At 65.7% G+C, this 13,668-nt stretch carries 13 protein-coding genes; 4 read left to right on the top strand and 9 right to left on the bottom strand.

Annotated features, from left to right (window positions below):
- Positions 1-134: 134 nt before the first annotated feature.
- The 4 genes from ABZX79_RS25915 to ABZX79_RS25930 all read right to left on the bottom strand — a co-directional run bounded on the left by ABZX79_RS25915 (position 135) and on the right by ABZX79_RS25930 (position 4,463).
- Positions 135-1,556, bottom strand: coding sequence for a hypothetical protein (locus ABZX79_RS25915; RefSeq protein WP_355262611.1), 1,422 nt, complete (start codon positions 1,554-1,556; stop codon positions 135-137).
- Complete coding sequence (locus tag ABZX79_RS25920; protein ID WP_355262284.1) at positions 1,546-2,094, bottom strand: DUF6114 domain-containing protein; 549 nt, start codon at positions 2,092-2,094, stop codon at positions 1,546-1,548. Before ABZX79_RS25920 ends, ABZX79_RS25915 begins: the two co-directional genes overlap by 11 nt.
- A 115-nt stretch (positions 2,095-2,209) precedes the next feature.
- Positions 2,210-2,842 (bottom strand): DUF6230 family protein, encoded by a 633-nt coding sequence (locus ABZX79_RS25925; RefSeq protein ID WP_355262287.1) that lies wholly within the window; start codon positions 2,840-2,842, stop codon positions 2,210-2,212.
- A gap of 634 nt (positions 2,843-3,476) precedes the next feature.
- Positions 3,477-4,463: a tetratricopeptide repeat protein gene (locus ABZX79_RS25930; protein ID WP_355262290.1), complete on the bottom strand. Its 987-nt coding sequence runs from the start codon at positions 4,461-4,463 to the stop codon at positions 3,477-3,479.
- A gap of 282 nt (positions 4,464-4,745) precedes the next feature.
- Between ABZX79_RS25930 and ABZX79_RS25935 the strand changes: the two genes are divergently transcribed.
- Entirely contained in the window at positions 4,746-5,417 is a 672-nt protein-coding gene (locus ABZX79_RS25935; RefSeq protein ID WP_355262292.1) for a TetR/AcrR family transcriptional regulator, read from the top strand.
- Between the two features lie 503 nt (positions 5,418-5,920).
- Here the strand turns inward: ABZX79_RS25935 and ABZX79_RS25940 are convergent.
- Both ABZX79_RS25940 and ABZX79_RS25945 read right to left on the bottom strand, forming a co-directional pair.
- On the bottom strand, positions 5,921-6,565 hold the full coding sequence (locus tag ABZX79_RS25940; RefSeq protein ID WP_355262295.1) for a VOC family protein: 645 nt from the start codon (positions 6,563-6,565) through the stop codon (positions 5,921-5,923).
- A gap of 136 nt (positions 6,566-6,701) precedes the next feature.
- Entirely contained in the window at positions 6,702-7,319 is a 618-nt protein-coding gene (locus tag ABZX79_RS25945) for a TOPRIM nucleotidyl transferase/hydrolase domain-containing protein (protein ID WP_355262298.1), read from the bottom strand.
- A 144-nt stretch (positions 7,320-7,463) separates the two neighbouring features.
- Here ABZX79_RS25945 and ABZX79_RS25950 point away from each other — a divergent pair, with 144 nt between their 5' ends.
- Positions 7,464-7,790: a maltose acetyltransferase domain-containing protein gene (locus ABZX79_RS25950; RefSeq protein WP_355262301.1), complete on the top strand. Its 327-nt coding sequence runs from the start codon at positions 7,464-7,466 to the stop codon at positions 7,788-7,790.
- A 116-nt stretch (positions 7,791-7,906) separates the two neighbouring features.
- Positions 7,907-8,035 carry a hypothetical protein gene (locus tag ABZX79_RS25955; RefSeq protein ID WP_355262304.1) on the top strand — a complete coding sequence of 43 codons (129 nt, stop codon included), beginning with the start codon at positions 7,907-7,909 and terminating at the stop codon, positions 8,033-8,035.
- A gap of 73 nt (positions 8,036-8,108) precedes the next feature.
- Here the strand turns inward: ABZX79_RS25955 and ABZX79_RS25960 are convergent, their stop codons facing one another.
- From ABZX79_RS25960 to ABZX79_RS25970, 3 genes are all read right to left on the bottom strand, one after another.
- A complete protein-coding gene (locus ABZX79_RS25960; RefSeq protein ID WP_355262307.1) occupies positions 8,109-8,486 on the bottom strand; it encodes a hypothetical protein in 378 nt (125 codons plus the stop codon).
- A gap of 164 nt (positions 8,487-8,650) precedes the next feature.
- A complete protein-coding gene (locus tag ABZX79_RS25965) occupies positions 8,651-9,799 on the bottom strand; it encodes a glycosyltransferase family 39 protein (protein ID WP_355262310.1) in 1,149 nt (382 codons plus the stop codon).
- Positions 9,800-11,483: 1,684 nt separating this feature from the next.
- Positions 11,484-12,077 (bottom strand): isochorismatase family protein, encoded by a 594-nt coding sequence (locus tag ABZX79_RS25970; protein WP_355262313.1) that lies wholly within the window; start codon positions 12,075-12,077, stop codon positions 11,484-11,486.
- A 143-nt stretch (positions 12,078-12,220) separates the two neighbouring features.
- Here ABZX79_RS25970 and ABZX79_RS25975 point away from each other — a divergent pair, with 143 nt between their 5' ends.
- A complete protein-coding gene (locus tag ABZX79_RS25975) occupies positions 12,221-13,225 on the top strand; it encodes a GlxA family transcriptional regulator (RefSeq protein WP_355262316.1) in 1,005 nt (334 codons plus the stop codon).
- Positions 13,226-13,668: the final 443 nt, after the last annotated feature.

The raw sequence follows: 13,668 nt of genomic DNA on the forward strand, positions 1-13,668 counted from the left end.
CCACCCCCGGCGGGGGGGGGCCCCACCCCCACGTCGCGGCCCCCCCCCCCCCGCCCAGGGGGGGGGGCCCCCCCCCCCGGGGGGGGCGCCCCACCGCCGTTTCGGTGCGATACGGGTGCGATACGGGCGTGCTCTCAGCCGGTGTAGAAGTTGTGCAGCCCCGGCACCTTGAGCGTGCCCCCGAACTGGCCGGCCTGGGTCACCGTGACGTCCGTGAACACAGCGACCGGGACATTCAGCGGCGGCGGGGTCTCCGGGCTGAACGTGACGGGGATGAGGCCGAAGAGATTGCCCTTCAGTTTCTCCGTGTACATGGTCACCGTGCCCTCGCGGATGGTCGAGGTGGAACCCTCCGCGGCCTGCACGTGGGCCGTGGTGCCGTTGGGGCCGACGACCTTCTGGTGGAGGTCCTTGATGTCGGTCTTCTCGGCGGTGAACTTCAGGACCTTCTTGATCTTTCCGCTGCCGGTCCTGACCTCGACGATGCCCTTGTAGTCGAGCCCGCGCAGGGTGAGCTTCGTGCTCTCCAGGATCCACGGGTCGTCCGGCAGGTCCGGGATGCCTTGCTCCAGCTCGGCGTTCGCGAGCGCGTCGGGGTCCGCGGTCGGGCAAGGGAAGGGCTCCTTGCCGTCGGCGTCCGCGGCCGGGTCGTCGGCCTTGCCGTCCGCCGCGTCGTCCGCCGCGTCCTTCGCGTCGTCCGCGGTGCCCTTGGCCTCGTCGCCGAGCTCCTCGACCTTGGCGCCGACCTTGTCCGCCGCGTCCCTGATGGCGTCCTCGGTCTTGTCGGCCGCGTCACCGGCCGCGTCGCCCACCGGGTTCTCGACGGCCGGGTCCTTCGGCTCGTCGGCGTCGGGCTTGTCGGCGTCGGGCTTGTCGGCGTCGGGCTTGTCGGCGTCGGGCTTGGTGGTCGCGACGTCGCCGTCGGTGGGCTTCGTGTCGGCGGGCTCAGTCTCGGAGGGCTCCGGAGAAGCGGTCTCCTTGTCCGGCCCGTCGAGTACGTCCTTGATCGCATCGCCCACACCCAGCGGGTCGAGCGGGTTCTTGGTCTCGCCCCCGCCCTCGCTCTCCGTCGGAGCCGGCGTGGTCGCCGCGGTCTCGCCCGCCTCCGGCTCCTTGGTGGGCTCGGTGGCCGGCGCGGTACTGCTCGCGCTCGCACTCGGACTCGCGCTCGCCGACGGCGTCTCGCCCGGCTGCGGGGTTTCCGTCTGCGCGGGCTTGTCCGGCGTCGTACCGGAACTCGGCGTGGCCGTCGGTGACGACGGCTTGGCCGAGGGGGACTTCGACTCGGAGGCGTCAGGGTCAGGAGTGTCCGAGCGCGTTACGCAGGGGCCAGGAGCGAAGGGGTTCGTCACCTGGTCGTCGGCGAGTGCCAGCTTCGGGGTGAGCCCCATGCCGACAAACACGGCCGTGGGCATCGCGGCCAGGGCCATCGCCTTGCCCGCGGGTATTTGCAGCTTCGTCAGGAGCGACTTCCTGGGGGCCGCGTGACGCGGCCCGCTTCTTTCACGGGTCCGGTCGCCTCCGGCCGCAGTCAGCTCCGCCTCGTCACCCCGCACTGTTCCTCCCGCCATTGGCGTCAACAGATGTGTCGGTTACGTACATGTGGTCCGTACCGCCCGTGCCTTCCGGGCCACCGACCGGCTCGTCGCCCGCGGGCGGGGCCTCGCCGGACTTGGCGGCGTACTCACCGGGCGCATCCGGCTCGGACGGCGCCCAGGAGATGGACAGGGCTCCGCCGATCAGGGCCAGCAGGAAGCCGACCCCGAAGCCGCCCAGGTTGGACACGGGGATCGAGACGAGCGCCAGCAGAATGGAGGCGACGCCCGCGAAGATCCGGACGATGTGGTGGTACCACATGGTCAGGCCGAGAGTGACGAGCAGTACGCCGATGATCAGCGAGCCCGCTCCCGCGGTGGTGGCCATGGCCATCGTGAGGTGGCCGATCTTGATTTCGGCGTACGGAAGCCAGGCGATCGGCACACCGCCCACCAGCGTGAGCAGGCCCGCCCAGAACGGCCGGCCGCCCCGCCAGGCACGGAAGCGCAGCCGCCAGTAGGTGAAATCGCGGCTCGGACCCGAGGACTCGGCGCTCATGGAAAACAGCTCCCTGGAACCGGTGTTGCTGTGCAGAGATGAGAGAGGGGGTAGCGGGCGGGACGACATGACGCCTCCCGTGACGCGTCACGCGTCCCGCCCGCGGAGGGAGTGCTTAGTAGCACTCCTTGACGCCCTTGTGCAGCTTCATGCTCAGACCACTGAGCTTGAAGGTGCCGGCCGTGGTGGCCCAGGCCTTCTGCTTCACGTCGGTCAGCACGGCCGAGTCGGCCTGCTGCGAGAAGCCGTACGGGTTGGCCCTGGTGCCCGGCTGGATACCCGGTCCCTTGGTGGCCTTGCCCGCCGCCACGCCGATGTCGATGTTCTTGAACGTGGCGTTGGCGCCAAGCTCCTCGACGTCCAGGTAGAGGTTCTCTGCCTTGACCGGCGTACCGTTTCCTCCAGCGGTGAGCTGGAGGGATATGTTGCCGAAGATCGGGACGTTGGGCGTCACGACCGACTGACACATCTTGGTGATCTCGGCGGTCTTGAACGCCGACACGGCGACCGGGTGGGCAGCCTTGTTGCCCTCGAGGTCGGTGCCTTCGGCCATTCCTCCGTACTGGAAGAAGCCCTTACCTTCGAGCTTCTCCGCACTGACCTTGAAGCTCTGGCCAGAAACGCTGAACGACGCCGCGAGCGCACCCTGTGCGAGGGCGACGCCTATCGCGGCCGTCGCGGCCACACTCGGCACCATGACGACGGCGAACCGCTTCCATCTGGTACCGCCACGAACTGCAGACTCCATGACTTTCCTCCTTCTCGGACGTACATCTCCGGTACGGGCAGGGGCCCGCAGGGGGATGGGAGAAGTGCTACGTCCTCGGGAAGGAGAGCGCCCGTATCGGAGGCGCGAACGACTTCCGAAACACCGGCGATCACCCCCGAGCGACAACCACTGGCCACGCATTCGCGCAACCTGCTGGACAGGCCCCGCCGTTCGGCAGAGACCCCCCTGTCCACGGCCGGCAGCACTGCCGCCGACCGGCTCGGTGGGGACCCAACGGGACCGCGGCGCCGATTGGCTGTCGGGCTGGTGCGGTATTGGACCGAGCGTGGCCGATCGTGGTGCATTCGCGGCCGGGGCACAAGGGGGTTCGTTACTCGCTAGTAACGGCCGGATAACCGAAGCGCGACCGCCCGGCATCGACGAGCCCGGACGGTGCCGTCAAGTGACGGGAAAAACGCAGTGATTGTCGCCCAGAAACGGGCAGAATACCTTGATCGACTTACTGCAAGTAACAGCGGCCGCGATTACCAAGTTTTGGTAAAGCGCGGCCGCATCTTGTCACTGTGTCGCCAAATCAACGATGGCTGCCCCAGGGGCACCACCGGTCAGAACACCGGTGAAACACCGGTCGGACCACCGGTCGGACCACCGGTCAGAACAGCACCCTCGCCAGCGCCGCTCGCGCCGGCGCGACGCGCGGGTCGTCGGCGCCGATTACCTCGAAGAGTTCCAGCAGCCGCACCCGCGCGGCGTCACGGTCGTCACCGGCCGTGCGGCGCACGGTCTCGACCAGACGCCCGAAGGCGTCCTCCACATGGCCACCGACCAGGTCCAGGTCGGCCGCGGCGATCTGCGCGGCCACGTCGTTCAGATTCTCGGCAGCGGCCTTGCGCACCTGCTGTGGGTCGAGGTCCTGGACGCGCGCGAGGAGTTCGGCCTGTGCCAGGCCCAGCTTGGCCTCGGTATTGCCCGGGTCGTCGACCAGCACGTTCTTGTACGCCTGGACCGCGCCGCCGAAGTCGTTCGCGTCCAGCGCACGCGCCGCCGCTTCGAGCAGCGAGTCGTACGGGCCGGCAGGCGCCTCGGCCTCCTCGGCCGCAGCCGCGCCGGCAGCCGCGCCCGCCTCCGGGTCGACAGGGATACCGGTCAGACCGAAGCGCTCCTCCGCGACCTGGATCAACTGATCCAGCGTCTCGCGGATCTGCGCCTCGGGGGCCGCGCCCTGGAAGAGCGGCAGCGCCTGTCCGGCGACCACCGCGAAGACGGCCGGGATCCCCTGGATCCCGAACTGCTGCATCAGCATCTGGTTGGCGTCGACGTCGACCTTGGCGAGGAGGAAACGGCCGTTGTACTGGACGGCGAGGCGCTCAAGGAGCGGGCCGAGCTGCTTGCACGGCTCGCACCACTCGGCCCAGAAGTCGATGACGACCGGGACTTCGGCGGAGCGCTGCAGGACATCGCGCTCGAAGCCGGCCTCGTCGACATCGATCACCAGACTGACCGGGGCAACGGCTCCGCCGCCGCCACCGTCCCTCGCGGCGGCGGCGCGCGCCTGCTCCGCCTTCTGCCGGGCTTCGCCGGCTGCCTTCACCGCGGCGAGGTCGACGACGCCGCTCATGGACATGTTCCTAGGCTGCATGCGTACATCCTCCCCCTTTCGCGCGCGGTAGAGAAACACACGAACCGCGCCCGTCCGCAGCCCCCCGCCGGTTGCGGGGCGTACGGACGAACACGGCCCAGGGTCCCGAGGAGGACCGAGGTTCGGCGCGGGGTCCCCACCCTCGCGCCAGTGGTTTGTCGCTTGGCTGTCGCTCTTTCGCTACTGGTCGTAGCGTAACTCGAAAGCCGGCCCTCTTGGCGGCTGTATACGGTGATCTCGCTCACCAGGCCCAGCCACCTACCGACCGGTATGGTCGCGGACATGTCCCCCAGCCACCCCCCACGCTCCCCCCAGACCCCGCTCACCCCTCCCACTCGCACCGGCCGTCCGCGCAGCGTCGAGGCCGATGCCGCGATCCTTGAGGCGACGAGAGCGGCGCTGGTGGAACTGGGCTGGTCGAAGCTGACAATGGGTGATGTGGCTAGCCGGGCCGGCGTAGCCAAGACGACGCTGTACCGCCGCTGGGCGCACAAGAGCGAGCTGGTCGTCGACGCCGTGGCCGTCCTGTTCGACGAACTCCAGCTCCCCGACCGGGGCAGCCTGATGGCCGACGTGGAGGGCGTGGTGCTCCAGTTCGCCGCGCTGCTCGACCGGCCGGAGGCGAAGACCGCGCTGATGGCGGTCGTCGCGGAGTCGACGCGCGACGAGGCACTGCGGGAACGTATCCGCTCGGCGATCGTCGACCGCCAGAAGCGCTTGGTGCTGCTGGGCCGGGAACGCGCTCAGGCACGCGGCGAGCTGCCGTACGAGGACGACCCCGCGCAGGCGGCCCGTAACGCGGACCTCATCTTCGACGTCATCGCCGGCGCGGTCGTCCACCGGGCACTGGTGAGCGCCGAACCGGTGGACAGGGAGTGGGCACACAACTTCTCACTGCTGCTGGTGAACGGCCTGACGACGGGCCCGGCGCCGTTCAGCTCCCCTCCTGCGTAGGGCGATGCTCGACGTACTCGACGACCGTGCCGTGTCACCGGAGGGGCACGGTTGGCCGCCGGGGAAACGGCACACTCGGCGGCACACGAGTCAGCGAGCACGGGCGACGCTCCCGTCGGGGACACCACTCGGCACTGGGCATCGCCGCATGGAACCGGGCATACGCCGCCGTCCGGCCCGACCCGGGCGCCGGTGGCAAGGGATCTGTACCGACACTTCCGCACGCTCACGGACCACCTGCCGCGGGCGGCCCTGATCCAACAGCTCACGGCTCACCTTCAGGCGATGACGCTGCTCCTCACGACGGAACCGGAGCCGGAGCCGCACCACGACGCGGCAACCCTGGTCCAGAGCCCCATCGCACGTGACTCTCCCGCTCCGTGAGGAGAGCGCCCCTGGGGCCTGTCCTCAATTTACGAGCCGAACGACCATGGCTCGCCCCGCCGTGAGGAGGGTCGTCGCCTCCGGATCGGTCGATTCATCGGGGGGTCAACACACAGAACTCATGGCCATCGGGATCGGCCATCACCACCCAGCTGACCTCGCCCTGCCCCGAGGGAGACGAGACGGTCGACCTCCGCTTGCTGATCACCGTGGGCAGGTGGAGCGAGGTCGAAATGCAGCCGGTTCTTCCCGGTCTTCGGCATCAGTGGCGGGCCGCCCCACGTGACCTTCGGACCGCCGCGCGGCGAGCGGATCGCGGTCTCCTGGTCCTGGTCCCAGACCAACGGCCAGCCCAGCGCTTTGCTCCAGAAGTACCCGACGTCCTGCGAACCGTCGCACGCAAGCGCTCCGATGAATCCGCAGTCAGCAAGGAAGTTGTCACCCGGCTCGATGACGCAGAACTCATTGCCTTCGGGGTCGGCGAGCACCGCATGCCCCTCCTCCGGGCGTTGACCGATGTCAATGTGCCGTGCGCCGAGTCCGAGCGACCTCGCCACAACCTGCTGCTGGTCAACAAGGGACGTGCTCGTCAGATCGAAGTGCACCTGGCTCTGGCCTGCCTTCCGCTCCTGGGTCGGAAGAAATCGGATCCGGAACCCGGTGTCATCGGTGGGCAGGAGCGCGATGCCGTCGTCGGAGTCGTCGGCCATGTCCCAGCCCAGGACGCCGGCCCAGAAGCGCGAGACGGAGCGGATCGTTCGCATCGAAGCAGAGCGCGTGGAGTCGAGAAGTCACCTTTCGGCATCTCCGATCTGCTGACTCGCTGCCCCACCCGCCGATCGGGTAGGGCAGTCCATCAGCAAGAAGGCTTTCATCCAGGTCGGGGCAGCAGCGACGACGTCACAGGCTCATGAGGAGGTTGTCGAGCGGAGCCGGTGCCTGGTCGGGGTCGAGGGCTTCGACGAGGAGGCGGCCGTAGCGGATCTTGCGGCCTTTCTTCGTACCGAGGAAACGCCGCAACTGCTGCTGCCGGGGCCGGCCGTGGTGTGCGGGCTGGTGCAGGAAGGTCTGCCAGGCACGGAAGTCGCCCTCGGCCCGGACGATCTCCTCGACCCTTGCCGTGCCCAGCGCGCGGATGAGCTCGTCCTCCAGGTCCGTCACGCACACGAAGAAGCCCCGGCGCGGCGCCCGTGCCCGCTCCAGGCCGCGGTCGTAGAAGCGCTGCTCGCCCTCGTCGCACAGCCCTGCCAGGCGCAGGCCAAGGCCGGGCGGCCCGAGGAGGCCGGCGTAGCGGCCGACGCTCATCGCCCCGCCCATCTGCACGACACACACCCCCTCGGCGGCCAGGTCCCGGCCACGCCGGGCGGCCAGCGCCTCAACGGCAGCGAGGTCGCTCGGCCCTTCCAGCAGCACCGCCGTCCGCACCCCCAGTCGCACAGCCAGATCACTCGCCGGCCCGCCGGGACCGCCGGCCGCCCAGCCACTCAGCTCGTCCCGGAACGCCCGCATGTCCGCCATGGGAGCGAGTCTGCACCTCCACCGACGACACGGCACGGGATTATTCGACGGCCCCGCTCGACATGACCGGCGCTGAAAGCAGGTACGGAACTTCCACACGATCCCCTGAGGCCCGACCATGATCCACCAAGGAGAGGACGACCCGTGGGTGAGAACAAGCAGCGCATGCTGGCCGGCGACTGGTACCTCCTCCCCGACGACCCCGAACTCGCCGCCGACACCCGGCGCCGCGCCGAACTCTGCGCGGCGTACAACGCGGCCGACACCGCGACAGCCTCCGAACGTGGCGCGCTACTGCGCCAGTTGCTTGGCAAGGTCGATGACACGGTCAACATCCACTACGGCCACCACATCGCCATCGGCGCAGGCCGCCCGAATCATGCGCTTCCGCCGAACAACCGGACCGGGAAACTCACCCGCAAGACGATCTACGCCATCACCGGCCTGCTCGCCCAGGAAGCCTCTCCGTAGAAGATCGGGCAGCTGGCCCGCTCACATTGGGGCACCGAGAACAAGCTCCACTTCGTTCGCGACGTCACCTTCGCCGAGGACGCCAGCCGCATCCGCAGCGGACAGGGCCACAGAACATGGCCACCCTGCGCAACTACGCGATCAACACCCTCCGCAGCGTCGGCCACCACAACATCGCCGCCGGACTCCGCCACCTCTCCTACCGACCGCACACCCGCCCACTCGACCTCTTCGGCCTCAGATGACCAGCACATTCACGAGACCACGCGGGTGTGGCGGGACAGGTTCAGTCCGGGACGTTGGGGGCAAGGGGCGGCCCTACAGTTGCTGATCGCTGAGGAGTTGAGAGACACGCTGCGGCGAGATGCCGAGGACAAATGCGATGTCTCGTCCCGTCATGCCATGGCCTTTGAGTGACATGGTCGTGCGCCGCATCTCAGCCGCTGCCTCCAGTTGGGCCCGGTGAGCATCAATAGTTGCTTGAGTCGCCGACTTGATGCGCTCATTCAGTTCGTCGCCCAGATCCACTGTGACCTGAACGCCGTGATCCGCACCCGTCACCCCAGCGGACTGCATCAACGCGCGTCCGTGGTCGCTTACATCGGACAGCCTCTTGACGTAGGCGGGCCCAAGACCAGCAATCTCCAGCTCCCAGCCTTCCTCGGACCGACGAGCGACAATCTTTGGCAGATCCATCTCACATTCCCTTCCCATGAGGTCTGGGTGCAATCTAGACCCCCTAGACGCGGAGCGTCTAGGGGGTCTAGATTGGATTTTATCGGGGTGGCTGATGACTCTTGCCCCCGCGCTCCGATTCATTGCCACTAACGCCAGGAAGCTCTAAAGATGCTCGGCCCGTTTTACGGCGGACCTGAGCCGTTCAGCCAGAATGCCCCGTAGATGGCGCTGCCAACCGCTGCCGTAATTATCACGGCGTAGGCATATATGGAGCGAGCGCGAGCCAGGGATATTGCGAGAGGCAACAGTATAGGGAAGGCTGGCATAAGAAGTCGGGGCTTTGATCCAAAGTAGCCTGACGCGCCCACCGCCAATATCGTGACGATGAAAGAGTAAATCACTAGCGAAATCGGATACTTCTGCCTCAATGCGATCCAATGAGGCCAAGAGAAAAGACCGAGAATAAGTAATACGACGAGGCCGATAGCGACTCCAGAGTTCGATATTGGCGACACCAGGAAACGGCCGAAGTTTATTCCTGCATCGAATCCATTGCCCCACTCTGATTGCACGTCAAGGTAGCCAAATAGTTTGCCTCGCTGACACCCTACCCAAAGGATGTAACCCGCTGCCCCAAGCGGTGCCAGGACGCACCCTGCGATAACATGAAGCCACTTTGGCTGATCACGACGCACAGAGGGAGACGTAGCGAAAATCAAGAGTGCAGAGACAATAACAGCGGCGCATACTGCCATTCCTATGGGGCGTGTCAAGCCGGCAAAGAATGCGAGAATCCCAGCCGTTATCCACCGATTCTGCAAAAGTGAGTAGAGTGCCCACGACGCAAGAGCGACAAACAGCGACTCGCTATAAGCCATGGATTGAACAATGCCTACTGGTAGGGCCGCCCAAAGCCCTACCAGAATGATACCCGCCTTGGCGCTGTGGACATGACTGGCCAGCACAAATATGCCCACGGCGGCCACTAAAGAGGAAACTGCACTCACCGTCAGGCCAACATCCGGGGAGTCCAACCCGAGATTCGACCCCAGCTTCTCGAGCCAGGGAAGCAACGGGAAGAAAGCCATGCTGGAAAGATTTCTTCCATCCGGCGCCTGTACTGAGAAGTTGTAGCCATGGTCGGCAATCCGAGAATACCAAAGAGAGTCCCAGCGCCGACTCAAGAGCACATGCGCGCTCTTTTCGTTGAATGCAGACCAAATAACCAAGACGGCGATTCCGAGCATTCTGATGGCGATGTAGAGATAGATGGCTGGGATGGCAGCTCGGTACCGCTGTATCGAATTGACGCATAGAGCGCCCTGCGTCATTTCATCACTCCTCACCGAGTGATGGACTGTACTTACCATTACTGGCTCTCCCAAATCCTGCACCCATGAGGGTGCTTACTCCTGCCCCCAAATTAACGTGATGCGCACCGGGCGCCCGCTGCATGACGGTAGCTGCGGCCGAGACGCGCACGAAGATTGTTCGTGGTGACGGATTGTGATGCAAGTCCCGCCATTCCCCTCAGTAAGAACTAGCCATTATTGGCTCGGAAGCGATATCCTGTTCTCGATTCGAGTGAGGAAAGTACGTTTTGTGACACTTGCGGCCATAAAGTGCAGATTCCTAATTATGTGGATCCGGCAGATTCTGAGCAAGCACCCACTGCGGCAGGCGAAGGTCTGTGTGGGCCCCGAGCCGGTACGCCACATTCCTGTTTGGGGTCCACGCTTTTCGAGTCATTGGCTGATTCCCCCCCGATGGAAGACTTTCTCCGCGAGTCTCCGCCACCAGGAAGCTGACACGTGTCGTTGTCCGTGTGGGCGCTGATCAGGCCCCCAGCAGCACGCCAGCGGACGAGGAGCCACGGGGCGCTGGTCTTTACTCGGCCAGGTCATCTCTGCGGCCGACATTCATCGCTGTATGCGCTTCCGGGCGCGAAAAACATGGACGGCGCCGGCCCGTCGAATTCGTGGGGGCTGCCGAGTAGTCACGGGCGGGGCATCAGAAGACAAACCGGCGAGGGTCTACGCATCCAGCTAGCACGTCTGGCACCTGTTCCGAAGCCGGGTACCCGGCCCCTCCTCCACCCGCCGAGATCTACACGGGCGGCAGGCGGTTGTGCGCCTTCCGCTGGCCGTCCCCCACCAGGGCGATGTAGCGCCCGCGTGGAGGATTCTGGGCACCGGACTCGACTCGCACATTTTTCCGCCCTCGGGTGTCACCCGTCATCGCATGGAAAGCTTTGGCCCCGCAATAATCCATTCGCCTAAACCCTTCCGACGCAAATGGCCAGGGGAACGAGAGTGCATTGACTCTCACACCCCTGGCCACCCACTAAACCTCAATATTTACTCTCGGCTATCGTATTTGAACTACAACGTCGACGATCTTGAAGTTGCAGTCGGTCGCATAGACCCTGGTCTTCTTGTTGGTGGAAACCCACTGAGTGTACTTGTCGAAGTCATTCCAACTACAGACTGACCTGACTCGCCAAGTCCCGGTTCCGGTGCATTCAGCCCAGCCGCCCGTGTCACCGGCGGGTGGGGAGAGTGCACCGGCACTGGTAAGTGGCGGGTAGTCTCTATATGTAACAACGAGCGCGATAAGCGCACTTCTTGGGTAGACCAAACTGGTGGCACCACTAGGAAGTATGCGGTGGACTGCTCCTGGGACATCGACCGTGTGCAGATCGAGCTGGGATAGCCCTAAAGGGGCTGCGTAGCGCTACGCCACCGTTGCCGAAGTCTTCTTGGTGCCAGTGCTGCCCCTGACTGCTCCGCAAATAAAGAGCTCGGGCTCGCCGAGTTTCACCATACAAGATCAGTCGGCTGAAGCTCAGGAAAATGGCAAGCCCCTTTCGCTGCCCCGGCTGGTGCCTCTTGCCAGTCGGGGCCTCCCTGTGTGGGACCACGGGAAACCTGCCCCTGGTATCTGAAAACACGTGCGCTCTCGCGGCATGGCCCGGATGTTCGCCGCCGGTAGTTGATCGCCGGCCGCACGCGGCGCTCAACTCAAAGACGAGCCGGACGGGACGACGATTCCGTAAAGGTCAGCGATGGTTGCGAGCGCACTGTGGTGGAGCTGTTCCGCAGACACGTCGGCAACCACCGTCTGCAGAGGCCGGGTCGCACAGGCGTCGGCGACCACTGTCGGCTGGTTGCCGCGCAGGAACGCGCCTTCTGCGGTGAAGGTCACGCACATGTTGGTCATGAACCCGGCGATGATGACGTTCTTGTTGCCGGCCGCGTCAATGTGTTCGCCCAGGTCGGTGCCGACGAACGCGTTGGGGGCGGCTGTCTTCACAACGACGGGTTCGCCCTCGACGGGAGCCACACGGGGGTGGATCTGGCCGATTTCGGTCCGGATGTCGTACGGGCTTCCCTCGCCGCCGTCGTTCACGACATGGATCACCTTCGTTCCGGCGTTCCGGGCCCTGGCCAGCAATGCGGCGGCCGAGTCGAGGGCGGGCTCCCATCCCGTCAGCTCCATCACGCCAGTGGTGTAGGTGTTCTGGTAGTCGACCAGAAGCAGTGTCGCATCGGCCAGCGATGCGGGGGTCTGGTCGAAGCCGTTGAGCTCGCGCAGGGTTGTCGTAGCCATTGAAGTGCCGTCCTCGTACGTCGTGTTGAAAGGTTCGCGCCACACACGGGGTGGCTGTGCGTTGAACGCTACGACCCCCCACACGTGTCGGCAATGTCGCCTAACATGCAGATACAGACATCACGTGCACGAGCGGAGACCAAGTGAAAACCGTCAAGCGACTCGTTATCGTCATGCTCTTCGACGGCGTCGACCTGCTGGACATCACCGGCCCCCCGGAGGTGTTCTCCTTGCTGCAACGCGAGGTGGACGACGCGACGGGCTACCGCGTCGTACTGGCCGCCGAAACCATGGACCCGGTAACCACCTCCGCAGGGGTTCGTGTCCTGCCCGACGCCACCTTCCAGGAGCTGTCGGGGAGACGTATCGACACCCTCCTGGTGCCCGGTGCGGTCGAAGTCGACAGCCAACGCCGCGTTCACGCCATCACCGAACCCACAGTGGTCGCCTGGGTGAAGACACTCGCCGGCAAGACAAGGCGCGTCGCGTCCGTCTGCGTGGGAGCACATATCCTCGCGGAAGCCGGGCTGCTGGACGGCAAGCGCGCCACGACACACTGGTCGACCGCGCAGCAACTCGCCGCCGATCACCCCGCGATCGAGGTCGACGCCGATCCAATCTTCATTCGCGATCACGACGTGTGGACCGGTGCGGGAATCAGCGCCTGTCTTGACCTGTCGCTTGCCCTCGTCGCCGACGACTTCGGCGAAGCCACCGCACTTCGCGTCGCGCGGCAGCTCGTGATGTATCTGAAACGGCCAAGCGGCCAAAGCCAGTTCAGCGTCCCGCTCGAACCCGTCTCGACAACGCGACGCATCGAGGATCTCCGTCACTACATCACGCGAAACCTCGCCGAGCAGCTAACGGTCGCCGACCTCGCCAGTCAGGCCCACGTGAGCGAACGGCAGCTCACCCGCATCTTCAAGACTGAACTTGGAATGACCCCGGCCGCCTACATCGAATCGGCCCGCGTCGAAGTGGCGCGCAATCAACTCGAATCCACGGATGCGACCCTCGAACGCATCGCATCCACCTGCGGCTTCAACACGACGGACACCCTCATCCGCGCGTTCCGCCGGAAACTCAACACGACACCGACGGAGTACCGAAACCGATTCCGGCACTCCGTCAGTGAAAGTGCCAACTGACCTGAAGCCCCCGGAGCGGCGTCCCACGGGCGCCTTACCCCCGCCACTACGCCTAGGCTCGCGGACCGAGTTCACGTACGACCGGGGTTCGGCCGCATCCGGATGTCCCCGACAGCCGCCCACTCAGGGCGTCAAATGCAACGAACCCCGCACTTGACGAGGCACAACGCCCCTCCAACCCCAACCATCACAGCCGTATCGCTTCCCGCCATCACGGGAGCGTTTCGACCCACGGCCGCTACCGCGATCGCGTGCCCCACCCCCAACCCACACCAGCAACGGGCTTGAGGCTCCACCGACCACCGGTCCGGGCGGACGCCACACCCACCCGAGTCCCCCCATTCAACTGTCGCGCCCCACGCACGCAGACATGAGTCCGCAGGTCGACCGGACGGGCCAGCAGGCCACCGTCGTGCGTGCGCGTGTGCGTGGGAATGGGGATG

Origin of the sequence: Streptomyces sp. NPDC002994 (assembly GCF_040611155.1) — a bacterium.
Classification (GTDB): domain Bacteria; phylum Actinomycetota; class Actinomycetes; order Streptomycetales; family Streptomycetaceae; genus Streptomyces.

Bases quoted from the DNA above. Each gene is read 5' to 3' on its own strand.
- ABZX79_RS25920 (WP_355262284.1), bottom strand. From the start codon at position 2,094: ATGAGCGCCGAGTCCTCGGGTCCGAGCCGCGATTTCACCTACTGGCGG.
- ABZX79_RS25925 (WP_355262287.1), bottom strand. From the start codon at position 2,842: ATGGAGTCTGCAGTTCGTGGCGGTACCAGATGGAAGCGGTTCGCCGTC.
- ABZX79_RS25930 (WP_355262290.1), bottom strand. From the start codon at position 4,463: ATGCAGCCTAGGAACATGTCCATGAGCGGCGTCGTCGACCTCGCCGCG.
- ABZX79_RS25935 (WP_355262292.1), top strand. From the start codon at position 4,746: ATGTCCCCCAGCCACCCCCCACGCTCCCCCCAGACCCCGCTCACCCCT.
- ABZX79_RS25940 (WP_355262295.1), bottom strand. From the start codon at position 6,565: ATGCGAACGATCCGCTCCGTCTCGCGCTTCTGGGCCGGCGTCCTGGGC.
- ABZX79_RS25945 (WP_355262298.1), bottom strand. From the start codon at position 7,319: ATGGCGGACATGCGGGCGTTCCGGGACGAGCTGAGTGGCTGGGCGGCC.
- ABZX79_RS25955 (WP_355262304.1), top strand. From the start codon at position 7,907: ATGGCCACCCTGCGCAACTACGCGATCAACACCCTCCGCAGCGTCGGC.
- ABZX79_RS25960 (WP_355262307.1), bottom strand. From the start codon at position 8,486: ATGGATCTGCCAAAGATTGTCGCTCGTCGGTCCGAGGAAGGCTGGGAG.
- ABZX79_RS25965 (WP_355262310.1), bottom strand. From the start codon at position 9,799: ATGACGCAGGGCGCTCTATGCGTCAATTCGATACAGCGGTACCGAGCT.
- ABZX79_RS25970 (WP_355262313.1), bottom strand. From the start codon at position 12,077: ATGGCTACGACAACCCTGCGCGAGCTCAACGGCTTCGACCAGACCCCC.